Annotated in this window: 25 protein-coding genes and 3 pseudogenes; 15 read left to right on the top strand and 13 right to left on the bottom strand. The window is 60.0% G+C overall.

Translation table 11 applies throughout. The features are described 5' to 3' along the window. Positions 1–22 precede the first annotated feature (22 nt). Complete coding sequence (locus tag G5575_RS11600) at positions 23–304, bottom strand: hypothetical protein (protein WP_164534450.1); 282 nt, start codon at positions 302–304, stop codon at positions 23–25. Positions 305–645: 341 nt separating this feature from the next. On the opposite strand from G5575_RS11600, the pseudogene G5575_RS22250 reads away from it, so the two are divergent. After that, positions 646–1002, top strand: a pseudogene (locus G5575_RS22250) (endonuclease domain-containing protein); the annotation flags it as partial. Here the strand turns inward: G5575_RS22250 and G5575_RS19410 are convergent. The 4 genes and pseudogenes from G5575_RS19410 to uvrB form a co-directional block, all read right to left on the bottom strand. Next, positions 1003–1464, bottom strand: a complete 462-nt coding sequence (locus G5575_RS19410) for a hypothetical protein (protein WP_207633107.1) — start codon at positions 1462–1464, stop codon at positions 1003–1005. A gap of 14 nt (positions 1465–1478) precedes the next feature. Next, entirely contained in the window at positions 1479–2612 is a 1134-nt protein-coding gene (locus tag G5575_RS11590) for an ORC-CDC6 family AAA ATPase (protein WP_207633106.1), read from the bottom strand. 7 nt (positions 2613–2619) lie between these two features. Next, the gene (locus G5575_RS11585; RefSeq protein WP_164534448.1) at positions 2620–3330 is read right to left on the bottom strand and encodes a hypothetical protein; all 711 of its coding nucleotides are present in this window, start codon (positions 3328–3330) and stop codon (positions 2620–2622) included. Positions 3331–3788: 458 nt separating this feature from the next. After that, positions 3789–6235, bottom strand: a pseudogene (gene uvrB, locus G5575_RS11580) (excinuclease ABC subunit UvrB); the annotation flags it as partial. A gap of 348 nt (positions 6236–6583) precedes the next feature. On the opposite strand from uvrB, the gene G5575_RS11575 reads away from it, so the two are divergent. Further along, the gene (locus G5575_RS11575; protein ID WP_164534446.1) at positions 6584–6793 is read left to right on the top strand and encodes a hypothetical protein; all 210 of its coding nucleotides are present in this window, start codon (positions 6584–6586) and stop codon (positions 6791–6793) included. Positions 6794–6802: 9 nt separating this feature from the next. Here G5575_RS11575 and G5575_RS11570 read toward each other — a convergent pair whose 3' ends face one another. From G5575_RS11570 to G5575_RS11560, 3 genes are all read right to left on the bottom strand, one after another. After that, complete coding sequence (locus tag G5575_RS11570) at positions 6803–7111, bottom strand: hypothetical protein (protein WP_164534445.1); 309 nt, start codon at positions 7109–7111, stop codon at positions 6803–6805. Between the two features lie 129 nt (positions 7112–7240). After that, entirely contained in the window at positions 7241–7510 is a 270-nt protein-coding gene (locus tag G5575_RS11565) for a DUF3450 domain-containing protein (RefSeq protein ID WP_164534444.1), read from the bottom strand. Positions 7511–7917: 407 nt separating this feature from the next. Further along, positions 7918–8754: a DUF429 domain-containing protein gene (locus G5575_RS11560; protein WP_328765973.1), complete on the bottom strand. Its 837-nt coding sequence runs from the start codon at positions 8752–8754 to the stop codon at positions 7918–7920. 468 nt (positions 8755–9222) lie between these two features. Here G5575_RS11560 and G5575_RS11555 point away from each other — a divergent pair, with 468 nt between their 5' ends. The 5 genes from G5575_RS11555 to G5575_RS11535 all read left to right on the top strand — a co-directional run bounded on the left by G5575_RS11555 (position 9223) and on the right by G5575_RS11535 (position 11341). After that, positions 9223–9492 carry a hypothetical protein gene (locus G5575_RS11555; RefSeq protein ID WP_164534442.1) on the top strand — a complete coding sequence of 90 codons (270 nt, stop codon included), beginning with the start codon at positions 9223–9225 and terminating at the stop codon, positions 9490–9492. Next, positions 9489–9752 (top strand): hypothetical protein, encoded by a 264-nt coding sequence (locus tag G5575_RS11550; protein WP_164534441.1) that lies wholly within the window; start codon positions 9489–9491, stop codon positions 9750–9752. Before G5575_RS11555 ends, G5575_RS11550 begins: the two co-directional genes overlap by 4 nt. Before the next feature lie 574 nt (positions 9753–10326). Then, entirely contained in the window at positions 10327–10542 is a 216-nt protein-coding gene (locus G5575_RS11545) for a cold-shock protein (protein WP_164534440.1), read from the top strand. 247 nt (positions 10543–10789) lie between these two features. Further along, positions 10790–11026, top strand: coding sequence for a DUF6894 family protein (locus G5575_RS11540; RefSeq protein WP_164534439.1), 237 nt, complete (start codon positions 10790–10792; stop codon positions 11024–11026). Positions 11027–11077: 51 nt separating this feature from the next. After that, positions 11078–11341, top strand: coding sequence for a hypothetical protein (locus G5575_RS11535; RefSeq protein ID WP_164534438.1), 264 nt, complete (start codon positions 11078–11080; stop codon positions 11339–11341). A 264-nt stretch (positions 11342–11605) separates the two neighbouring features. Here G5575_RS11535 and G5575_RS11530 read toward each other — a convergent pair whose 3' ends face one another. The 3 genes and pseudogenes from G5575_RS11530 to G5575_RS11520 form a co-directional block, all read right to left on the bottom strand. Next, positions 11606–12361 (bottom strand): GGDEF domain-containing protein, encoded by a 756-nt coding sequence (locus G5575_RS11530; RefSeq protein WP_164534437.1) that lies wholly within the window; start codon positions 12359–12361, stop codon positions 11606–11608. Positions 12362–12462: 101 nt separating this feature from the next. Further along, positions 12463–13664, bottom strand: a pseudogene (locus G5575_RS11525) (pyridoxal phosphate-dependent aminotransferase). Positions 13665–13724: 60 nt separating this feature from the next. Next, a complete protein-coding gene (locus tag G5575_RS11520; protein WP_164534436.1) occupies positions 13725–14138 on the bottom strand; it encodes a DUF4864 domain-containing protein in 414 nt (137 codons plus the stop codon). A gap of 146 nt (positions 14139–14284) precedes the next feature. Between G5575_RS11520 and G5575_RS11515 the strand changes: the two genes are divergently transcribed. From G5575_RS11515 to G5575_RS11495, 5 genes are all read left to right on the top strand, one after another. Next, positions 14285–14581: a hypothetical protein gene (locus tag G5575_RS11515; RefSeq protein ID WP_164534435.1), complete on the top strand. Its 297-nt coding sequence runs from the start codon at positions 14285–14287 to the stop codon at positions 14579–14581. Positions 14582–14703: 122 nt separating this feature from the next. Continuing rightward, on the top strand, positions 14704–15132 hold the full coding sequence (locus tag G5575_RS11510; protein ID WP_164534434.1) for a CBS domain-containing protein: 429 nt from the start codon (positions 14704–14706) through the stop codon (positions 15130–15132). A 114-nt stretch (positions 15133–15246) separates the two neighbouring features. Next, positions 15247–15870 carry a Spy/CpxP family protein refolding chaperone gene (locus G5575_RS11505; RefSeq protein WP_164534433.1) on the top strand — a complete coding sequence of 208 codons (624 nt, stop codon included), beginning with the start codon at positions 15247–15249 and terminating at the stop codon, positions 15868–15870. 92 nt (positions 15871–15962) lie between these two features. Then, a complete protein-coding gene (locus G5575_RS11500) occupies positions 15963–17192 on the top strand; it encodes an aminotransferase class V-fold PLP-dependent enzyme (protein ID WP_164534432.1) in 1230 nt (409 codons plus the stop codon). 2 nt (positions 17193–17194) lie between these two features. Continuing rightward, positions 17195–18100 carry a DMT family transporter gene (locus G5575_RS11495; protein WP_164534431.1) on the top strand — a complete coding sequence of 302 codons (906 nt, stop codon included), beginning with the start codon at positions 17195–17197 and terminating at the stop codon, positions 18098–18100. Between the two features lie 124 nt (positions 18101–18224). Here G5575_RS11495 and G5575_RS11490 read toward each other — a convergent pair whose 3' ends face one another. Together G5575_RS11490 and G5575_RS11485 are read right to left on the bottom strand one after the other, a co-directional pair. Continuing rightward, positions 18225–18608, bottom strand: a complete 384-nt coding sequence (locus G5575_RS11490; protein ID WP_164534430.1) for a DUF2147 domain-containing protein — start codon at positions 18606–18608, stop codon at positions 18225–18227. Then, positions 18605–18997, bottom strand: a complete 393-nt coding sequence (locus tag G5575_RS11485) for a DUF2147 domain-containing protein (protein WP_164534429.1) — start codon at positions 18995–18997, stop codon at positions 18605–18607. Before G5575_RS11485 ends, G5575_RS11490 begins: the two co-directional genes overlap by 4 nt. Before the next feature lie 132 nt (positions 18998–19129). Between G5575_RS11485 and G5575_RS11480 the strand changes: the two genes are divergently transcribed. The 3 genes from G5575_RS11480 (at position 19130) to G5575_RS11470 (ending at position 20830) form a co-directional block, all read left to right on the top strand. Beyond that, a complete protein-coding gene (locus G5575_RS11480) occupies positions 19130–19723 on the top strand; it encodes a thymidine kinase (protein WP_164534428.1) in 594 nt (197 codons plus the stop codon). Beyond that, the gene (locus tag G5575_RS11475) at positions 19723–20112 is read left to right on the top strand and encodes an acyl-CoA thioesterase (protein ID WP_235935929.1); all 390 of its coding nucleotides are present in this window, start codon (positions 19723–19725) and stop codon (positions 20110–20112) included. The genes G5575_RS11480 and G5575_RS11475 overlap by 1 nt, the downstream gene beginning before the upstream one ends. A gap of 172 nt (positions 20113–20284) precedes the next feature. Next, positions 20285–20830, top strand: coding sequence for an SH3 domain-containing protein (locus tag G5575_RS11470; RefSeq protein WP_164534426.1), 546 nt, complete (start codon positions 20285–20287; stop codon positions 20828–20830). Positions 20831–20833 lie beyond the last annotated feature (3 nt).

Genomic DNA, 20833 nt, shown 5'->3' with positions numbered 1-20833 from the left:
GGAGAAGCGGGATAGATTGGGTTTAGTAGCGGACGGGGCGCTTGCTGATGATTTCGGCGATGCGGGTGGTGTCGGCGGCGTTGAGGTAGCGGCCGCGTTCGAGGATTTCGAGCGTGTATTCCTCGTAGGTCAGGCCGATCATCGCCGCGCGTTGGGCACGGCGTCTGGCTATGTCGAAGGGCGCGTCGAAAGCTCGCTTCTTGGCGGCGGCCCAAAGGAAGTAGGTGCCGATGCCGTTCTTGCCCCAGGGTGGGGTGTGGGTGTCGTCGTCATCGAGGGGCGGGCCGCCATTGGAGAGGTGCATGGGGGCAGGGTGGCGCGGGACGGCGTGCGGGGCAATGCGTTGATTGGCGTAGAAGCGAAGGCCCCCACCCTTGCCATTCGAGCATAGCTCTCATGGCCTTCTCTCCTAAAATCGCTCCACTGGGGCGATTTTGCCTGCGGCCGGATCGCAGTCCCCGTAAGTCGGGGGAGGAGCTCCATCCGGGGTGTGGCACGATGGTGCCCACGAGTGGAGCCCACTCCTCCCCTCCTCAAGGGGGAGGCCGGGTGGGGGTGTTCTCCCCTTGCAGCTCTGCTATCGTCCCTTCCGAGGGAACCATGACCGACAAGATCACCTTCGCGCGCAGTTAGCGCCGCAATCCGACGGCGGCTGAGCAGGCGTTTTGGGCGGTGCTTCATCCCTGGCGCGAGACCGGGATGCATTGGCGGCGGCAGGCGCCGGTCGGGCCCTATGTGGTGGATTCCGTCTGCAAGAAGCGAAAGCTGATCGTCGAGATCGATGGCGACAGCCACTATTTCGACCAGGCGATTGCGCGGATGCGGCTCGAACGGCGTTTCTGGAGGCCGGGGCGTTCCCGCGCTGCGGTTCAGCAATGCGGATGCGTTGGGGAATGCGGAGGGCGTGTTCGAGGTGCTGCGCGAGATTTTGAGCGAGGCAAGAGGCTAGCGCAGATCCGTCTTCTGTTCCCCATCCTCCAAACAGGGACGGCCGTTATGTAATTATCCAGAAAGGTACTCAAGAACCGCCGCGACTGCAGCGTTTCTCATTCGCCTCGCTCTTTTGCTTCCAACATATAAAGCCTCTTTCAGCTTCTCTTCTGTCGCACCAAACACTTCGCCGACGGTTTCTAGGCCCAACTCAAGCAGTTTCTCCTTTTGCCACGGTGATATATCCAAAACATCGATGGACTTTTCCATTTGCGCTTGAAGTGAAAACGGGCCGTTGCTCGTCCCTATCTGAGCATCATGTTCTAGAAGCCTGCGATACGCAGGATGATTGGCGCCATACTCGGTCATGCGCTTGGGCGTGAGTTCCGATGCGATTTCAAACGCATTCACGGTAGGAGCAGACTCCTGCGCGAATAGACAGCCGAGGTTAATCATATATCGCGTACCAATCTCACCGCGAGAAGCTTTGATCCCCGAAGCTTGTTCATTCACAATACCAGTGTAAGCAAGCACACGTAGCGCCTCCTTCACAACGGCGGGCGCGTCCCTATGTAGCCAAAAATATGCACTGGTAGATTTGTCGGACGCGAGATACGCGTCGTTCTTGCTTTTACGTCAGGGATAATCACGCTTTCGACAAACGAGCGGCCCCAATCGATAACGCTCCGATGGCCCATATATTTTTCGGATAGCGTAGAGTGCTCCGCCCAAATATCCGTTCTATAATAATCACGAATAACGTTTGTCACCTCTGTAGAATTAACCTTCGGTGCTGCCGCTAATGTTTTTAGTAGAATGCGCGGATTGCCGGACGCTGCGTAAGCAAGAATGGCAAAATTACGACCATTTTGCGCAATATTTTTAAGCGTTCCTGACTCGGCCTGCTTTTCGACAATTTCCCGCATGTTCTCGATATATGTCGTGGACTGAACGTCCCTGTCGATCGAGAGCATTGTTGCGTCATGGACGGGTTGGAATGTTTCTCCATAGCTGGTCACTCCGGGATAGACAGCAGCATTGCATGTGACGCAATGACTTCGAAGATCTCTAAACAGCGTAAAGAATTGTCGCTGTTGTTCCGGCAGGAATATGTGGGCCGCCTCGTCGATCAGAAGGACAAATCTCTTTAGGCCAAGCTCGTCTGACAAGTCCTCAAACGCAATTTTCAGGTCGTCTATCGAAGGAACCGAGTCTGTGTTGATAACCTTTTGAGGATCTTTCCACGACGCTTCGAAAGCGTCCGCAATCTTCTCTATATTCGTAGCTGTGGTCTCTGGTACTTGCCCTTCGCCAGCAAGAAGCTGAGCGCTAGTGGGAACTGACGCAAGCCGTCCGGCTTTCATCAATGCGCGTATGGTTGCGGCGCATATTTTTGCGAGCATCCAGTGCTTGAACTGTTGAGAATCTGGCGATTGCAGAAGCGAACTACGAACGAAGCTGAGATATACGGGGAACAGACCTTCCTCATCCAGTTCATCAAGCATCTCCTGCTGCGCGACGCGCAGAAGAAAAGATTTCCCAACCCCTCGACTTCCCACAACGATGGTTGGATTTCGATTCTTTAAAGCTGTAATAATCTGACGATCTTGCTGAGTCTCAACAAAGTACTCAAGAACTTCGTCAGGCTTCAGATCTTCGGTACGGAAGAAAAAGTCACTCAATTCTGCCTCAGGTGTTTAGTGACTGGATGCCAGTCAGCTGACCGATATTTTCGGTTAAGATGTGGCGAATATCGCTTAGCTGAGACTTATCCAGACCCAGGGCGAACCTAGCGGCGAAGGCGAATACAAGGCATAAGTGGAACGTTTCAGCAAGATCGTGCCATGCCATAAATACTTCCTTGCGAAACCTCACCTCCAGCCCGACATCGGAATGAGTTTTCATGTTACCGTGCACGTATTGTGAACATTCACGATAAGCCGCTTTCGCGATTGCCCTATATTGGGTGCCTTGGTCGGCTAAATCTGGGAAGAACGCCTTGATGAAATTCTTTGAGAAAATGCCTTCGTCTTCCACGATAGAATTCCAGTTTATGTCTGCGTCACCAGCGGACCATTGATGGTATCTAATTTCGTGAGCGGAGAACAGGATTGAACTCAGTGCGAGTTCCATTGCCAACCGCAAACTTGCGAAAGCATGTCGATAGCTCCCAGTAGCGATAGCATACAGAGCATATTGATACTCTTTCTCGGCCAACGAAAGCATATTACTTTCTGGTCGGGAACGGATTGCTGACACTAATGCCGGGAAGTCGGCTAAGAAGTTGTGAGAAGCGATCTGCCGAGCTAGGGATTCTTGATCTTTGGCTAGTGCGCCAAGTATGGCAGCCGCATTGTCGTTTAGACTTTGATAATACGTTGGCAGATTAAGCGACGACACGTCTTCCCCCTCCAAAACGGAGGTAAGAGAGAAGATTCGCGGAGGCAGGTCCAGCAAATTAAGAAATATAGTGTCTCGACGTGAACTCAGCGATGCGGCAGCGACGCGGTCTACGGTGCGAATTATTGTCGAGCTGACACAATGCGCTAATCGTACGCATAAGCGATGGCCACAAAGACACTAGGTACGGACTTTTGATAGTTCGACGATCCGTATGCGTTGCGGAGCACTTGCGGGCAGCTACGCGTCAGTCATGCCGGATCCCTCTAGCGTATCAAGCTCCATCTCCCGCAGCCGCTTGACCTCGTCCCTGAGCCTTGCCTGCCATTCGAGCATAGCTCTCATGGCCTTCTCCACTCAAATCGCTCCACTGGAGCGATTTGCCGACCGAAGGTCGGATGCGTCGAAGTCTCGAAAATTCGAGAAGGCCGCTACGACACCTCGCCTTCCAAAGTGTCGAGTTCCATTTCGCGTAGGCGTTTGACCTCGTCTCTGAGGCGGGCAGCCTTCTCGAATTCCAGGTTCGTTGCCGCCTCGCGCATTTCGCGTTCGAGGTCCTTGATGACCGTGGCGAGATTGTCGCCCGTAACCGTCTTTTCCTTCCCGTCCTTGCCTTTACCAATGCTGATCGTGACGTGGTCGCGTTCGGCGGTGGAGTCGATGATGTCGTTGATGCGGGCTTTTACCGATTGCGGGGTGATGCCGTTGGCCTCGTTATAGGCGATCTGTTTCTCACGACGCCGGTTGGTTTCGGCCAGCGCCCGTTCCATGGAGCCGGTTTCCTTGTCGGCATAGAGCACCACCTTGCCGTCGACGTTGCGGGCGGCGCGGCCGATGGTCTGGATCAGGGAGGTTTCTGAGCGCAAAAAGCCTTCCTTGTCGGCGTCGAGAATGGCGACGAGGCCGCATTCAGGAATGTCGAGGCCTTCGCGGAGGAGGTTGATGCCCACGAGGACGTCGAAGGCGCCGAGGCGGAGATCGCGGATGATCTCGATGCGCTCGATGGTGTCGACGTCCGAGTGCATGTAGCGCACGCGGATGCCTTGTTCGTGCATGTATTCGGTGAGGTCCTCGGCCATTTTCTTGGTGAGGACGGTGCAGAGGGTGCGATAGCCCTTCTTGATGGTCTGGCGGATCTCGTCGATGACGTCGTCGACCTGATGGGTGGCCGGGCGGATTTCGACCGGGGGATCGATGAGGCCGGTGGGGCGGATGACCTGTTCGGCGAAGACGCCGCCGGTCTGTTCCATTTCCCAGGAGCCGGGGGTGGCCGAGACATAGACCGATTGCGGGCGCATGGCGTTCCACTCCTCGAAGCGGAGGGGGCGATTGTCCATGCAGGAGGGGAGGCGGAAGCCGTATTCGGCAAGCGTCGCCTTGCGGCGAAGGTCGCCGCGATACATGGCTCCGAGCTGGCCGATGGTGACGTGGGACTCGTCGACGAAGACCAGGGCGTTGTCGGGCAGGTATTCGAACAGGGTCGGCGGCGGCTCGCCGGGCTTGCGGCCGGAGAAGTAGCGCGAATAGTTTTCGATGCCGGCGCAGGAGCCGGTGGCTTCCATCATTTCGAGATCGAAGAGCGTGCGCTGTTCGAGGCGCTGGGCTTCGAGGAAGCGGCCGGCGCCGTTGAGTTCCTGAAGGCGCGCGGCGAGCTCGGATTTGATGAGCTTTAGCGCCTGGTTCATGGTGGTGCGCGGCGTCACGTGGTGGGAATTGGCGTAGACGCGGATGAAGGTGAGGTCGGCGGACTTGCGGCCGGTGAGGGGATCGAATTCGGTGATCGCCTCGACCTCGTTGCCGAAGAGGGAAACGCGCCAGGCGGCGGCTTCGTAGTGGGCGGGGAAGATTTCGACGGTATCGCCGCGGACGCGAAAAGTGCCGCGTACGAAGCCGGTATCGCCGCGCTTGTACTGAAGGGCCACGAGCTTGGCGAGCAGCTGGCGCTGGTCGATCTTTTCGCCCTTCTGCACGTCGATGGTCATGGCGGTATAGTCTTCCACCGAGCCGATGCCGTAGATGCAGGAGACCGAGGCGACGATGATGACGTCGTCGCGTTCGAGGATGGCGCGCGTGGCCGAGTGGCGCATGCGGTCGATCTGCTCGTTGATGGTGGATTCTTTTTCGATATAGGTGTCGGTGCGCGGGACGTAGGCCTCGGGCTGGTAGTAGTCGTAGTAGGAAACGAAGTATTCCACCGCGTTGTCGGGGAAGAAGCCCTTGAACTCGGAATAAAGCTGGGCGGCGAGGGTCTTGTTGGGCGCAAGGATCAGTGCCGGGCGCTGGGTGCGGGCGATGACCTGGGCGGCGGTGAAGGTCTTGCCGGAGCCGGTGACGCCGAGGAGGACCTGGTCGGTTTCGCCATTGTCGACGCCTTCGACGAGCTCGGCGATGGCGGTGGGCTGGTCGCCGGCGGGGACGTAGTCGGTGGCGAGGCGGAAGGGCTTTGAGGCGCCGCGCTTGGTGGGGCGCTCGGGGCGGTGCGGCATCCAGGGGCGGAGCCTTCCACCTCCTTACGACCGTGGAGAATGATCTGCTCGAGGGCCTTGACCGTGGCGGTGACACCGACGGCGGCGCCCGAAACGTCCTCGTTCTTGCGGGCCTTGTTCTTTTTCACCGATGCGTCGAGGGCATCGAGCATGTCGGCCTTGAGGCGCGGGTTGCCGACCATGCCGGCGACGGTCTTGGCCGAGGGCATGTGGTTGAAGCCGGCTTGCGGAGCTTCGCCGAGGCCGGAGAAATCGACGCGTTCGACCGAGTTCGCCTTGGAGCGCGGGGCCTTGGGCGCCATGCCGGTGGCGGTGTCGTAATTGGCCTTGGTGGAGCGGCGCTTTTCGAGTGCGGTTTTGGGCTCGGCTGCGGCGGCGGCTGCCTGATCGGCGCGATCGAGGGCGCGCTTGTTTTTCATGCGCTCGGCGTAAAGGGGTTTTGAGGCCTGGATGTCCTCGGCCTTCTCGATCTCGGCGAAGAATTCGTCGATGGAAAATTCGGCTTTGCCGGGGCGTGTGGATTTGGGGGCCATGGCGCTCGCGATCGGACTTGGGAATGAACGGATGACCCCTTAGATGGGGTCTCTGTCACACAATGTCAGCAGGAAACGGATCACGAAGTGTAGCGGTTGCCAAGGGCGCGGGGAAGGGTGACGGCGGATCGTCACGAAATTGCAGCCATGCAGCACGAAGATGTGGGTAAGTCGAAGCGCCGGTGTTGCTTCGCCAAATCTGTGGCGTTAACTCTGTTTTAAATGGGGGCAACCATGATTCACACGCTCATCACCACCCAGAATGCGCGCAGCACGGACACGTCAGTGCCGGCCCGCAACAAGGCCGTTTTCCCGCTCGTGGAACTCGGCGCGGGCAATACGCGTGCGGTGGAGCCGGTGAAACCCGCTGCCCGTGATCATCGTCAGCACAAGGTGCTGCGCAGCCGGCCGAACTTTCTCGTCGTCGGTGCCAACGACAACTAGGCTGTTGGCTCAGCTCTCGGGCTGGTTGTGCACGGCGATGCCGCTCTCGTAGATCTTGAGCGTGGCTTCGATATCGGCCAGATGCATGGCAAAGCCGCTTTCGATGGCCTCGACCTGCCGGCGCAGATTGTCCCGGCGGGACAGGATCTCGAAGCGTTCGCTTTCAAGTTCCTTGATTGCCAGGTCAAAGCGGTCGCGGTGCAAGGCGAGACGCTGCACCATAGGGGCAGTCTGCTTGGCAGCCTCGATCACTTCGGCCAGTGCCTCCGAACCGGCATCATCACCGATTCCCAGATTGTTCTTAACGCGAACAGCCATTGTTAACTCCTCGGGGTCCAGTGCATTAACTTTTCACTGGTTGTGGATATCCATCTAAGTGACGGTTCTGCATAGCTATTTGTGCCGTCTAGCTTAACGACGAAGGTTAACGGCAGTAGCGGTGCTGGCTTAGCTCGGGCCGAGCGAGTGAATACCCGACCTGTAGATCTTCAAAGTGGCGTCGATATCGGCCAGGTTTTTGGCGAAGACGCTTTCCACCGCGTCCACGTGGCGACGCAGCACATCCCGACGCTGTTCGATCTCCGCCTGTTCCCGGCGGAGCTGGCCGATTTCTTCGTGAAGCCGCTGCCGGTGGGCCGTGAGGCGCTGGACGACCTGTTGCGCTTGCACCGATGGCGCCATGTCGACGAAGTCGTCGTGGTGCTCGGGTTCGTTCATACCTAGATCAGACGGACGAGCTGTCATTTGCTATCTCGGCTAGGGGGCTGGTTAAGCTTTGTCTTTCCACTTCGCTGTGGATATTGATCTTGCCCCGATAAAATACGAGAGAAATGCCCGGTTTACCTAAATCCTAAAGGTTACTAGGTTGCATTTTAACAAATGGTTTACGTTTTATACTTAGTTCGCGGAAGTCTCGCCAGCGAGGCTGGCAGTTGCGATCGAGGGTGGTTGCGGCAGATCTTTGGGCAGGAAGATCACGATGCCTGCTCCAAGCCACATTATCGTGGCGAGAAGGCGATAACGACGTCGGCTGCGATGAACGCGCATGATCGATTATTGCTCCGGGTAACGGGCTTGCTGTGCGCCTCCGGAGCCCGGCCAGCAAGACACGACTGCGGACATGGTTACGATCGGTCCGCCTGGGGAGCGGGTTCGGTGGAGGGATCGCTAGCGGAGCGCTGGGAGAGCACCGGAATAGGGGCCGGAACCCAAATGGCGCTGTCGGCGTCGCCAAAGGGCCGAGCGGTGCCATCGAGGATAGAGGTGGCGACCCAGGCGCAGATCACGGCGTCCAGGGTGTCTTCAAAGGCCTTTAGGCTGCGCAGTGACGCGGTGACGTCGGGCAGTGGAAGAAGGGTCAGGGCGCCGGGCAGGACGCGATCGAGGGCATCGAGGATGAGCTGCCACTGCGCAAAGATTGCAGCGCGGCGATCTGCGGCGTCGAGAGCGGGCCAGTATTTGCCGCGGTTGGCGATCTTGTAGGGCAGGCGTCGCGGGGCAGCGAGCAGTTCGATCAGCGCCGGGTGAGGATAGACTTCGACCAGTGATCGTCCAGCAACCGGGTTTCCGGTGGCGAGAGCATAACCGCGAATTGTCAGGGCCGTGAGCAGATCGAGCGCGACAAGGCCGGGGCGGGTGGTGCTGGGGCTGTGAGTGCCCGCGCCTCGGCCACCATAATGGCTTGAAACGGCATTGTCGCTGACGCGCCGGGCGCTGATCAGCGTTTTGGCAAGCGGCATATCCACCGCGATCAGGTCGGGTTCGTGACCCGCTAGCCGTTTGGCGGTATCGAGAAGGCGATCGGCATCGAGCACGCCAAGGTCGCCGTCATCGTCATAAAAGCGGGCATAGGACGGAAAGGCAGAATGCAAGCGCCACCGCCCGTCGGTTTCGACGGCAAGCGCGAGACCGCTCGGGTTGTGCGTGGTCCAGGCGGCGTCGATACCGAGAACGGTGCGCACTGGGTAACTCAAGCCATATGGCGGGGGAACGACTTGCCGTCCGCGAGGCTGGTAACGCGGCCAGAACAAGAGACGATCGAGAACGTAAGGGCGCGATTATTTTTTACGGGCTTTGCAGGAAGAAATAGAGCTGACATCGTCTCTCACTTTCTGCGGAAGGTCAGGTACTTGGTTTTAAAAAGAAAGCCGCCGGTCCGCTTTCCACCATTGAGGTGCCTGTTTGAAGTCGACCCGCATTCCAGACATTTGTGCTCCGCGTCACCGTTCAGCTTAGCGGACTTGCAAGGACACTAGCAGAAGCTTTCCCTAAGCTTCAGCCTACCCATCCGCCTTACAAAAGCGGCTATTGCGCACCATATAGGTGCATGCGTTTCAAACGCCTTTGGCCGCCGGCTCCTGCCGCTTTCCTTGGATCATGAACGTTGCGCCCCGCGGCGCTCGATTTCGCCCTCTTTCAAGGAAACACCGATGACCAACTACAATGCGCCAGCCGAACTCTATCCTGGACGCCGCCAGAGCTCGCCCCGCGTGGCCCGCTATCAGCGTTTTCCCTCGCTCGCAGAAGCAGTCCAGTTCACCGTAGAAGAACTGCCGGTTGCCGTTCAATCGAGCTCCCTCATTGAGGCTAGCGAAATTCGTTACAACGGCGATGCTATTCGCCAGCTTTATTTCTCGGAAGAGTACCCGCTGCGCCGTGCGTTCATCCAGAATGTTGATGGCAAAGGCGAGCGTCTATGATCGCGAAGGTCACAACCCGGCCTGTTACCTTCAGACATCGCTTTGTCCTAGCCAACATGCCTCAAGCTCATGCACCGGGCACGTTCGATCTTGTGATGGAGCAAGTCCCCTTAGACGTATCGTGGCAAGCCTATCGTACCTCTTGCCAGTTGATGCTGGTGGACGGTGGGACGACAAGCGCGATTTCAGTCACGATGGCAGAAGTGGAAGCCGCCCTGCGAGCAGATAGCCAGCATGACGTCAATTCAGGCTTGTCCTGAAGGCGCGCGTCGCCAATTGCCTCTTCAATCGCTTATTGGAAGCTCAAGGACGCCGGTCGTGCCAGAGCACCACAAACGAACAATGGCGATTGCTGCAGCCAACAAGTATGCCCCTCGGCCTCAGGGGTCCGCGTTCACCTACGGTCTGGTTGCAATTATTCTGGCATTCCTAATGCTCGTGATTTTCGGCATGTTCTACGATGTCGAGGTCCTAGCTCATCCTGCCGCTATAGGCGCAGGCTTCGTGCCAGTTTTCCTTATGGGAGTCTTGCTGTGGCGACGCCGCCGACGCCTGCATCACAACGCCCTAAACCATGAGCTCAGCGACGAAAGTAATTACAAGTAGGTTCGAAAAGACAGACCATTAATTTTATTCGCTTTCATCTGGCCTTTCCACCGCCACTATTACGTGTAATAAGGTTTCTATACACGTTTTCAGCCCAAGTCGGCTGCCTTTGCCGGTGATGCCGGTTCTTGGCTCTCTGATCCACTTTGCGAACGTCTATGCTCCCTCTCGCATGTCGCGAAGGGCAACGCTCGCTTTGCTTCGGCTCCGAGCTCAAGGAATATTCAAATGGCTACCATCAACGGCACCGTTAAATTCTTCAACGCAACCAAAGGCTTTGGTTTCATTACCCCGGACAATGGCGGCAAGGACCACTTCGTCCACGTCTCCGCTGTGGAGCGCTCCGGTGTCTCTGGTCTTTATGAAAACGATAAGGTGACCTACGAGGTCGAAACCGGTCGCGATGGCCGTGAATCTGCAATCAATCTCATGCTGCAGAAATAATTCTTTGACAGACCGGCGGCCTCTTGGCCGCTTTATGACCCGCCGTCGCGAGCGTCGGCGGGTTTTTTGTGTTTACGAGGAGCGTCCGCTTTGCGCGTCGGCGGGAACGGACGACTTGCGCTAGATTAAGATATTGAATGAGTTGGGAACGTCTGGCTGGCGTTTACATTCTCGTCCGTCACCGTCCATTTCAGGCACTCGGTGCTTGAGAGATGCAACGCGCTCCCGCCATAATTGGAGCACGTGCATGCCACGATACTTTTTTCATGTCAGAGATGGCCAATATCTACCCGATCTTTCGGGCACTCTTTGCGAAAGCGATGAACAAGCTCGCGCTCAAGCAATCTCGGCCGCTTCCGAGATGATAGTTCAATTAGGCGCGCGGTTCTTCGACCTCCGTGGTTGGCAGATGCGTGTCGAAGAGGAGGGCGGAAGACCACTCTTCACCCTCTATTTCTCCGGACTGATCGTCGCGGCGGAATGACCAAAGTTTAGCCTCGCATGCGGTCACTATCGCGCAGCGAGTGGGATTTAAATGACAGAATACGAAAAGCTCGGGTCCGGCTCTGCCCTTTTGCACGACGCTGTGTTGGTGGAAATCACACGGTTGTTCGGCCGAAGTTTTGCTGCCGTATCGACGGTTGACGAGATTGCCTCTTTGCCGGTTCCGGTGAACCAAGCACTCGCGACTGCAGAAGTTTGGCGGGCTCGATTGGGCCTGAAGCGCATTGTCGTGCGAATTGAAGATGAAAAATTCTGGGACCCTGTTTGGGGCAGGCTGGTGGAGCCTTCGACGTAAAGGCAGCTTTTTGCCGCGATGCTAGGCAGCCTTTGCTTTCAGAAGATAGATGGCTCTTCAGTCTGAGACATTCTGCTTGCGGTTCTGAATAAGCTTGAGGCGGTAAGTCTGTTGTAGTTCGAAGCCTGCCAAAAGCTAACTGTCTGCTTCCCACCCCGTTTAAGCCTTGGCTTCCACGGCGCTCATCCCGGACATCTGCATAGCTTCGTTACGGCTTTTGCCGAGCTGGGCTGCTTTCCTCCAAAAGGGATGGGTCGCGCCTGATCAGGCCGCCAGTTGACCAATGTAGTTGATCATGTTGACCCGGTCGCGGCCGCTGTCTTTTGCCAGATAGAGGCATTGGTCGGCGACTTTGAAGAGGCGGTCGTAATTGCCTTCGTTGTGGAAGGTAACGCCGCCTATGCTGACCGAGAGCTGGTGCTGGCCGGAGCCGGGGAAGGCGATTTCGCGGACGGTCTTGCGGATGCGTTCGGCCAGCATCAGCGCCTGTTCGGCGGTGGTGGCCGGGAGGAAGACGCCGAATTCCTCGCCCCCGATGCGGCCGACGAGATCGGTGGAGCGCAGGGCCGCGCGGATGCGGGCGGTGATGGCGCGCAGGGCATCGTCGCCGGCAGAGTGGCCGAAATCGTCGTTGATAGACTTGAAATGGTCGGCATCGATGACGAGCAGCGAGCCGGCGGGACCGGTCTTGGTTTCCATGGCGCGGGCGAGATAGGCTTCGACCATCATGGTGAAGGCGCCGCGATTAAGCACGCCGGTGAGGCTGTCGGTCGTCGCCATGGTCGCCATTTCATCGCGGGCGAGGGCCAGGGCGCGGATTTGGTTGAGGAGAAAATAGAGCAGGGGGCCCGCAAGAGCGGTGGGCAGGAGGATGTTGATGGTGAGCGCCTTGGTCAGCTCTTCTGAGGTGAAGCCGGCAAAATTCGGCGAGTCCACGATGGTCGCGGCCGTCACGCAAAAGAGCGTGCCAAGCACCGTGCCCGCCCATACGCGCGCCTTGCTGCGAACTGAAAAATCCATGGTCTCGTCCCTGCGTCCGCGTGCTGCTTAGCACAGGAAGAGTTGACGATTTTTATGCGGGAAATCACGTGATCGTCGGTGGTTAGCGCCTGGTAAACGGCTCAGTGGATGCCGGCGCAGAAGCCCTGGATCCGGCGGATGGCTTCTTCGAGCTCGCGATTGCTGGCGGCATAGCTGAGGCGGAAATGGCCGGGGAGGCCGAAGGCTGCGCCATGAACCAGGGCGACGCCGGTTTCCTCGAGCAGGGCCATGACGAAATCTTCGTCGCTCGCGAGCGTCGTGCCGCCGGCGCTGGTCTTGCCCAAAAGCCGCTGGCAGGAAGGGAAGACGTAAAAGGCACCTTCGGGAGTGAGGCAATCGAGCCCAGTATTGGCGTTGAGGCCGGCGACGACGAGGTCGCGGCGGGCCTGGAAGACCTTGCGCCAGTCCTTGAGGAAATCTTGCGGGCCGTTGAGGGCTTCGACGGCGGCCCATTGCGAAATGGAGGTGGGGTTGGAGGTCGACTGGCCCTGGAGCTTGGTCATGGCGGCAAGCAGCGGGCGCGGGCCGGTGCAATAGCCGATGCGCCAGCCGGTCATGGCGTGGGATTTGGAAACGCCATTCATGGTGAGGGTGCGCGGCATGAGCGCCGGCTCGACCTGGGCGAGCGTGGCGAAGCTGCCGCCGTCATAGACGAGCACTTCATAGATGTCGTCGGTGAGGATGTGGACCTGCGGGTGGCGCAGCAGCACGTCGGCCAAGCCGCGCAACTCGGCGGCGGTATAGGCGGCGCCGGTGGGGTTGGACGGGGTGTTGAGGATCAACCACTTGGTGGCGGGGCTGATGGCGCGTTCGAGCGCTTCGGGGTGAGCTTGAAGCCGGTCGAAGCGTCGGCGACGGCAAACACCGGCTCGGCCCCGCAAAAGCGGACGATTTCGGGATAGCTCACCCAGAAGGGGACGGGGACCACGACTTCGTCGCCAGGGTTAAGCGTTGCAAGGAGGGCGTTGAAGATGATCTGCTTGCCGCCCGAGGATACGAAGCAATCGGCGGCGGAGACGTCGAGGCCGTTGTCGCGGCGGAATTTTTGCGCCACGGCTTGCTTGAGCTCGGCGATGCCGTCGACATTGGTGTAGCGCGTCTTGCCTTCGTTGATGGCGCGAAAGGCGGCGTCACGAACGTTTTGCGGCGTGTCGAAATCGGGCTCGCCGGCGGAAAGGGCGATGATGTCGTGACCCTCGGCGGTGAGGATGCGCGCCTTTTGCGTGATGGCCATGGTGGCCGAAGTCGCCACGCGGCCCAAAGCGTCGGACAGAAAAGCCATCATCGCCTCCGAAACAATCCCGGAGGGTTTAGCCAAAGGCCGGGGCGGCGAAAAGGGGGCTTAGATGCCCATCCCTTCCGTCTTTCGCATGACGACGCCCTGGACGCGCCAGCCTTCGTCGGGCTCGTTGGCGAGCTGGTAGGCGGCTTCGTAAAGGCTCTGGTCGGGGCCCACCAGATTGACGATCTGGATGACGGCGGTTTCGCCGAATTCGCGGAAGCTGCCAAAACTATGAGTGCGGGAGGAGACGATGGGCGCGTAACCGGCGCGTTCCACATCGGCGAGGAAGCTCGCGGCGTCCTTATAGGTGTTCTTGAAGGCGGCGCCGGCATATTCAAGCGCAGTCTCGGCGTCGCCGGTCCGGAAGGCCTCGATCTGCGCATTGACGGCGTCGCGCCAGGGCGTTTCGGCCTCCTGCGCCAGGAGGGGATTGACGGCTAACACACTCAACACCAGGCCCAGAACAGCGCGCATGATCGGCTCCTATGTTCGCGCGGCGCGGTGGCTCCTGCCACAGTTTAGCCGCCAAATGGTCCGGCATCGTCCCGAAACGCTTCACAGTCGGACCGCATTGACGTGGTCAGTTGCCGCTCGTTGAAACGAGGAAAGACGTCGATCCCATGCACTCATCTACGTCATCCAGACGCAAAAGTTTCAAACTGGTGGCCGTGCTCGGCACGACCAGTGTAGCCCTTGGCTCGGCGGTCGCGCTTTTTGCCGGCGTTTCCCCTGCCCAGGCGGCCAACATTGCAAGCCAGGCTGATACGCAGGTGGCGGTCTTCATGGTGCCACTGACTTTGCTGGTTCTGGTTCTTCTGTTCGAAGTCGCGCGATTTGCCTTGCGCGGCAGAATTCCGGTCGAGGTTCAACCGAGGCGCCAACGGCGTCCGGAGTGGACCCCGCGCCGCGGCGGGTGACCTCCGCCTCTCTTTGACGCAAACTGGCCGGCGCTTACGCCGGCCTTTTTTGTTTAGACCTTGTGATTATTGCAGCCTCGACCTCACGGGCGCAGACTTTGCTTTTTTGGCGGAGGATGGCCATGCATGTCGACACAATCCTGAACAGCAAGGGCGGGGCGGTTCATACGCTCGGTGAAACCGGTACGGTTGCCGATGCGGTGGCGCTGCTCAATGCGCACAATATCGGTGCGGTGGTGATCACCGGTGCCGGTGGGTCGATCAGCGGCATTCTTTCCGAGCGCGATATCGTGCGGCTTTTGGCGCAAGGGGCCCAGGAGGCGCTGGCTACCCAGATCGGATCGGTCATGACGCGGGGCGTCGTCACCTGCGATCGTCAAACGGAGATCGCCGAGGTCATGGAGCGGATGACGCGGCGACGGATCCGCCACATGCCGGTGCTCGAGGGTGGACAGCTGATCGGCATCATCTCGATCGGCGACGTGGTCAAGCACAAGATCGAGGAAGTTGAACACGAGGCCGAGGCGATGCGAGAGTATATCGCGAGCTGACCTTACCAAGCTTGCCAAAGCTTCACCTTGTCGCAAGGTCGTGACGAGGAAGCCTCCTCTAGGGTGGGTTTGTGCCGGTGACCCCCACACTTATCCCATGCAAGGAGGATTACGATGAAGACCATTTCCGCAAAGACAGCCGTGGCTCTGTTGACGGCAACGCTGGGCGTTTCAGCCGTTGTGCCGGTTTGGGCGCAGGATGCTGCACCCGCCACGCAGCAGGCGCAGCCGGCCGAGCCGACTGTGGCACCACCGGCTTCGGGCCTGCCCGGCGGACCTCGTCACGGCGGCGGCTTTGGCGGCATGCTCGGCTTTGAACGCGGCGCCGAAGGCGTCGAGATCGCCCTGGTGCGGCTCAGCCACGCCATCGATCTGACCGACGAGCAGCAGACGCTGTTCGATACGCTCAAGAGCGATGCCCTGGCCGCGGCCGAAACCTTCGAAACGGCTACCGAGAGCCTGCGTCCGCAGCCGCCTGTCGAAGGGCAAGAGGTTGCCGCAATGCCGGACATGAGCGAGCGGCTTGAAAACCGGATCGCCATGACCGAGGCACAGTTGGCGGCGCTTCAGGCGGTGCAGCCTTCGTATACGGCCTTTTTCGACAGCCTCACCGATGCGCAGAAGGCGCAGCTTGTGCCGGAGCGCGGCGAGCGTGGTGGTCCGCGTGGACCCCATGATGGCGGGCCGCATCACGGTGGCCCTGGCGGCCGTCAGATGGGCGGGCCGAACCGCGGCTAAAATTGCTCTACTGCAACCCCGGCCCGCAACGGCCGGGGTTTGCTTTTGCGCAAGGCTCGACTACCAATCGTCCACCCTATATCGGACGATCCATGACCACGCTTCCCCTCGATCCGGCCCGCATTCGCGCGCTGTTCCCCGCCTTTGCCGAGCCGAGCCTTCAGGGCCAGGCATTCTTTGAAAATGCGGGTGGCTCCTATACTGCCCAGGTCGTGCTCGACCGGCTGGACACCTTTTATCGCCGCACCAAGGTTCAGCCCTTTGGCGTTTATCCGGCGACGATCGAAGCGGGCGAGGCGATGAACCATGCCTATGAGCGCATGGCGCAGGCGTTCAACGTTTCGGCGGACTGGATCCATTTCGGACCGTCATCCTCGGCCAATACCTATGTGCTGGCTAATGCCTTTGGCGGCTGGCTCAAGCAAGGCGACGCGATCGTCGTCACCAACCAGGATCACGAGGCCAATACCGGCGCCTGGCGACGCCTGGCGGCGCGCGGTATTGAGGTGCGCGAATGGTCGGTGGACCGGCAAACGGGACGGCTATCGCTGGCCGATCTCGATGCGGTGCTGGACGAGCGGGTGAAGCTGGTTGCGGCGACGCATTGCTCCAACGTCGTCGGCGAGATCAACCCGGTGGCCGAAATTGCGGCGCGGGCACATGCCGTGGGTGCAGTGCTGGCCGTCGATGGCGTGAGCTATGCGCCGCATGGCATTCCCGACCTCGAGACGCTCGGCGCCGACATCTATTTCTTTTCGGCCTACAAGGTTTACGGGCCGCATCAGGGCGTGATGGCCGTTCGTCCGGAACTGGCGGCGCAACTGCCGAACCAGGGGCACTTCTTCAACGAAGGCAAGCCGCGCTACCGGCTGACGCCAGCCGGGCCGGACCATGCGCAGATCGCCGCGAGCGCCGGCATTGCGGATTATCTCGAGCAAGTGGCCGAAATCGCCGGAGCTGCCGTCGAGGGCAAGGATGCGTTTCGGCGCGCTCATGCGGCGATGCGGGCGCAGGAAATCGCGCTAGGGCGACCGCTGCTCGACTATTTGCGGAACCGCAACGATGTGCGCCTGATCGGCCCCGATGATCCGGAGTTGCGGGCGCCCACGATCGCACTGCGGCATGCCGAGCCGGGCGCTGTGGTGGCCAAGCGTTTGGCGCAGCATGGCATTATGGCGGCGGGCGGGAATTTCTATGCCTGGCGGCTGATGGAGGCGCTGGGGATCGATCCGCAGCATGGCGTCTTGCGGCTGAGCTTTACCCACTACACGACACCGGAAGAAATCCAGCAGCTGATCGCGGCCCTGGACGCAGAGCTCTAGCCATGTCGCGTCCGCTTGCGACCTTGATGCTGCTCGTCTGCACCATGTTCTGGGGCTTTGCCTTTATCGCGCAGAAGTCGGCTATGGACAGTATGGGGCCGCTGACCTTTGCCGGTGTGCGGTTCATCCTTGGTGGATTGCTGGTACTGCCGCTGGCCCTGCTTGAACGGCGGCGCCGGCCGGGACCTATCACCGCTCGCCAGTGGTGGCTGGTGGTGGCGCTCAGCGTCGTGTTCTTTTTCGGCATCTGGTTGCAGCAGGCAGGGTTGGCGACAACGACTGCCACCAATGGCGGGTTCTTGACCGCGCTTTACGTGTTCTTCGTGCCGATCATCGGCTTCTTGCTGTTCAAGGCTCGGCCGCATCCGATCATCCTGGTCGGGGTGCCGATGGCATTGATCGGAACCTACTATCTCAATGGCGGGGGCTTTTCGAGTTTCAACTCTGGCGACTGGCTGATCACCCTCGGTGCTGTGTTCTGGGGTTTCCACGTCGTTCTGCTGGGCCATGTGGCGCGGGAAACGGGCCTGCCGATCTTTGTGTCTGCAATCAGCTTTCTGGTGGCCGGGGTGGCGGCGAGTGTTCTGGCGCTGGGGCTCGAGGCGCCAAGCGTGGAAGCTGTGAGTTCGGGCTGGGTGGAGCTTGCCTATGCCGCGGTGTTGTCGACGGCGGTGGCCTTTACCTTCCAGGCCATCGGGCAGCAGCATGTGCCGGCGGCCAATGCCGCGATCATCTTGTCGGCGGAAAGCCTCTTTGCAGCACTGGGCGGGGCTTGGCTCCTGGGCGAGCGGTTGCCGGCGATTGGTTATGCGGGAGCGGCGCTGATCTTTGCGGCGATCCTTCTGGTCGAGGCGGTGCCGCCGCTTTGGGCGCGGCGGCGGGTGCATGTGCCGCGGACGACGAATTAGCTACCGCCTATAATCATCCACCAGCTGTCATCCCCGCAAAGGCGGGGATCCATCTTGAGATTTCGGGATGGGCCCCGGGTCGAGCCCGGGGTGACGTCCGGTGGGTGGGGTAGATGGGTGGTCGCTACTGGCCGTAGCGGTACATCTGGTAGGTCTTGCAGAGCACGAAAGCCACGCAGCCTTTGAGCGTGATCTGGTCGTTGCTGACCTGGGTAATCGTGCCTTCGGCGCGCTGGCCGTAGATGCTGAGCTGGCCCTTCCAGCGGCCGGGCGCGACCTGGCGGGCGTGGTCGATCATCATGGTGTTGAGATAGGGCAGGTTGTTCGGGCTGTCGGCGCCGTTGCCCAGCCAGATCAGCGTGGCGCAAAGCTGGGTGCCGTCGCCGCAAAGGACGACGTCATAGCGCGAGTCGCGCATTTCGATTTCCCAGGTGCCGACCGGGCTGGCGACGGCCGGCACGACCGTCGCGAGCGTGAGGAGCAGACCGAGACAGGCGGCTGCTTTCATGGTGCGACCAGGTACATTTCGTAGGTCTTGCAGACGACCAGGAAGGCGCAACCGGACATGGTCATGTGCTCGTCGCTATGCGCGGTGATGGTGCCCTGAAAGCTGTGGCCGAAGAGCTGCATCTTGCCTTTCCAGCGATTGGCGCCATCGGGACGAAGGGCGGTGGCCATCGGCTTATTGAGATAGGGCTTGTACTGCTCGTTATAGTCGGCGTCGGAGAGCCAGACCAGCTGGCCGCACAATTGCGTGCCGTCGCCGCAAAGCTGCAAGGCAAAGCGCGTGTCCTTGGTGTTGAGCTCCCAGACGCCATTGGGCGCGGCGGCCGTGGCAGGCAAGGCGGCTCCGATCGTGAGGGCGGCGGCGAGGGCGAGGCGAGTGATGGCGGTCATGATACGCTCCGAACTGATGACGATGATCAGGCCCCATTGCGTCTGAACCGAGGCTGAACGCCGATCCGTTTTGTTGGGGATCGTCGGGTTTTGCACTCGCACACGAGCCCTAGCTGGCGCACAACCCTCGGCATGGCCAAGCTCTATTTTTCCTATGCGGCGATGAACGCCGGCAAGTCCACCTTGCTGCTGCAGGCCGCCTACAACTACCGCGAGCGCGGCATGCGGCCGCTGCTTTACACCTCCTCGCTGTATGTCGCGGATGGGGTGGGGTTGATCTCGTCGCGCATTGGCATTTCCGAGCCGGCGGAGCTCTTTGCGGCCGACGATGACCTTTATCAATCGGTGCGGGACTTCGATGAAGAATCCAAGGTCGATTGCGTGTTCGTGGATGAAGCGCAGTTTTTGACGCGCGATCAGGTCTGGCAACTGGCGCGGGTGGCCGACCGGCTTCGTATTCCGGTGATGGCGTTCGGGCTGCGCACCGATTTCCAGGGCAAGCTCTTTCCGGGCTCGATGGAGCTTCTGGCGATTGCCGACGTGCTGCGTGAAATTCGCACCATCTGCACCTGCGGGGCCAAGGCCACGATGGTGGTGCGGCAGGATATGAACGGGCGCGTGCTCACGGATGGCGACCAGGTGGCGATCGAAAAATCGGTCTACCTGTCCCTCTGCCGCAAGCACTGGGAAGAAGAGGTCGGCCGCTGGCCCGTAAAGGGACCATGATGGAAAAGACCACGACCGGGCCGCAGGGCAGCCTCACCATTCGCACGCTGGCCATGCCGGCCGACACCAATCCGGCCGGCGATATTTTTGGCGGCTGGGTGATGAGCCAGATGGATATTGCCGGTGCCATCGCCGCAGTCGAGCGGGTGCGCGGCCGTGTGGTGACGGTGGCGGTGGAGGCCATGACCTTTATCGCGCCGGTCAAGGTCGGCGACGTGCTCTGCGTCTATACGCGCATCGAACGGGTGGGGACGACGTCGGTCACGGTGGGCATCGAAGCGTGGGTGCGGCGCAACCGGCTGGACGATCGCCAGCAGGTGACCGAAGCGCGTTTTGTTTATGTGTCGCTCGATGAAAACGGACAGAAGCGCGCCATCGCCGCCGAGTAACCGTTCAGCTCCCATTCAGCCAGCAAGCGATTAACTGCGATTACGACTTGAAGAGCCCAGCCGGAACCCTTTTGAAGCCGGCTCCGTTTCTCTGGTCACAAACAAAGTGCTCGGCAGCCGCAAGCGTTGCTCCGGTGATCGGAGCCGGTTCGCCAGTAAAGGGAGCTAGAAAATGCACCGTCAAACTCGCAAGAAAATCGTCAATCTGGCTACCGGCGTTGCCGTTGCCGCCGCTGCCGTCGTCGTGTTCCTGCCTGCCGCGCAGGTTGCTCCCGGCACCATTACGCAAAACGTCAACGTGCGTTCCGGTCCAGGCACGAACTATGGCGTCGTCGACACCGCTCGTGCCGGTACGGCAGTGGATGTGCAGCAGTGCCAGGGTTCGTGGTGCTATGTCAGCAAGCCCGGTCCGGATGGCTGGGTATCGTCCCAGTATGTAAGCGGTGGCGCTGGCCAGGCTCAGCAGCCGGGCATTAATTTCGGCATCAACGTGCCGGGTGGTCCGTCGATCAACTTCGGCGTCGGCCAGCAGCCGCAGCCTCAACCGCCGCGTCCGGGCCCGCGCCCGCCCGTCGTGCAACCGGTCTATGAAGACGTGTGCTTCTACGATCGCACGCGCCTCCGTGGCGCCAGCTTCTGCCTCGAGCAGGGTGCGGGCCTGCGCGATCTTGGCGACTGGGCCGACCGTTTTCTTCGATCGACAATCCGTCGGGCCTGAGCG

It is taken from the genome of Devosia aurantiaca, assembly GCF_011058215.1.
Classification (GTDB): domain Bacteria; phylum Pseudomonadota; class Alphaproteobacteria; order Rhizobiales; family Devosiaceae; genus Devosia; species Devosia aurantiaca.
This window is presented reverse-complemented; position numbering and strand designations above follow the sequence as displayed.

What these genes read in the sequence shown, in the direction of transcription:
- G5575_RS11600 (WP_164534450.1), bottom strand. Translation starts at nt 304, where the DNA reads ATGCACCTCTCCAATGGCGGCCCGCCCCTCGATGACGACGACACCCAC.
- G5575_RS11575 (WP_164534446.1), top strand. Translation starts at nt 6,584, where the DNA reads ATGATTCACACGCTCATCACCACCCAGAATGCGCGCAGCACGGACACG.
- G5575_RS11570 (WP_164534445.1), bottom strand. Translation starts at nt 7,111, where the DNA reads ATGGCTGTTCGCGTTAAGAACAATCTGGGAATCGGTGATGATGCCGGT.
- G5575_RS11565 (WP_164534444.1), bottom strand. Translation starts at nt 7,510, where the DNA reads ATGAACGAACCCGAGCACCACGACGACTTCGTCGACATGGCGCCATCG.
- G5575_RS11555 (WP_164534442.1), top strand. Translation starts at nt 9,223, where the DNA reads ATGACCAACTACAATGCGCCAGCCGAACTCTATCCTGGACGCCGCCAG.
- G5575_RS11550 (WP_164534441.1), top strand. Translation starts at nt 9,489, where the DNA reads ATGATCGCGAAGGTCACAACCCGGCCTGTTACCTTCAGACATCGCTTT.
- G5575_RS11545 (WP_164534440.1), top strand. Translation starts at nt 10,327, where the DNA reads ATGGCTACCATCAACGGCACCGTTAAATTCTTCAACGCAACCAAAGGC.
- G5575_RS11540 (WP_164534439.1), top strand. Translation starts at nt 10,790, where the DNA reads ATGCCACGATACTTTTTTCATGTCAGAGATGGCCAATATCTACCCGAT.
- G5575_RS11535 (WP_164534438.1), top strand. Translation starts at nt 11,078, where the DNA reads ATGACAGAATACGAAAAGCTCGGGTCCGGCTCTGCCCTTTTGCACGAC.
- G5575_RS11530 (WP_164534437.1), bottom strand. Translation starts at nt 12,361, where the DNA reads ATGGATTTTTCAGTTCGCAGCAAGGCGCGCGTATGGGCGGGCACGGTG.
- G5575_RS11520 (WP_164534436.1), bottom strand. Translation starts at nt 14,138, where the DNA reads ATGCGCGCTGTTCTGGGCCTGGTGTTGAGTGTGTTAGCCGTCAATCCC.
- G5575_RS11515 (WP_164534435.1), top strand. Translation starts at nt 14,285, where the DNA reads ATGCACTCATCTACGTCATCCAGACGCAAAAGTTTCAAACTGGTGGCC.
- G5575_RS11510 (WP_164534434.1), top strand. Translation starts at nt 14,704, where the DNA reads ATGCATGTCGACACAATCCTGAACAGCAAGGGCGGGGCGGTTCATACG.
- G5575_RS11505 (WP_164534433.1), top strand. Translation starts at nt 15,247, where the DNA reads ATGAAGACCATTTCCGCAAAGACAGCCGTGGCTCTGTTGACGGCAACG.
- G5575_RS11500 (WP_164534432.1), top strand. Translation starts at nt 15,963, where the DNA reads ATGACCACGCTTCCCCTCGATCCGGCCCGCATTCGCGCGCTGTTCCCC.
- G5575_RS11495 (WP_164534431.1), top strand. Translation starts at nt 17,195, where the DNA reads ATGTCGCGTCCGCTTGCGACCTTGATGCTGCTCGTCTGCACCATGTTC.
- G5575_RS11490 (WP_164534430.1), bottom strand. Translation starts at nt 18,608, where the DNA reads ATGAAAGCAGCCGCCTGTCTCGGTCTGCTCCTCACGCTCGCGACGGTC.
- G5575_RS11485 (WP_164534429.1), bottom strand. Translation starts at nt 18,997, where the DNA reads ATGACCGCCATCACTCGCCTCGCCCTCGCCGCCGCCCTCACGATCGGA.
- G5575_RS11480 (WP_164534428.1), top strand. Translation starts at nt 19,130, where the DNA reads ATGGCCAAGCTCTATTTTTCCTATGCGGCGATGAACGCCGGCAAGTCC.
- G5575_RS11475 (WP_235935929.1), top strand. Translation starts at nt 19,723, where the DNA reads ATGGAAAAGACCACGACCGGGCCGCAGGGCAGCCTCACCATTCGCACG.
- G5575_RS11470 (WP_164534426.1), top strand. Translation starts at nt 20,285, where the DNA reads ATGCACCGTCAAACTCGCAAGAAAATCGTCAATCTGGCTACCGGCGTT.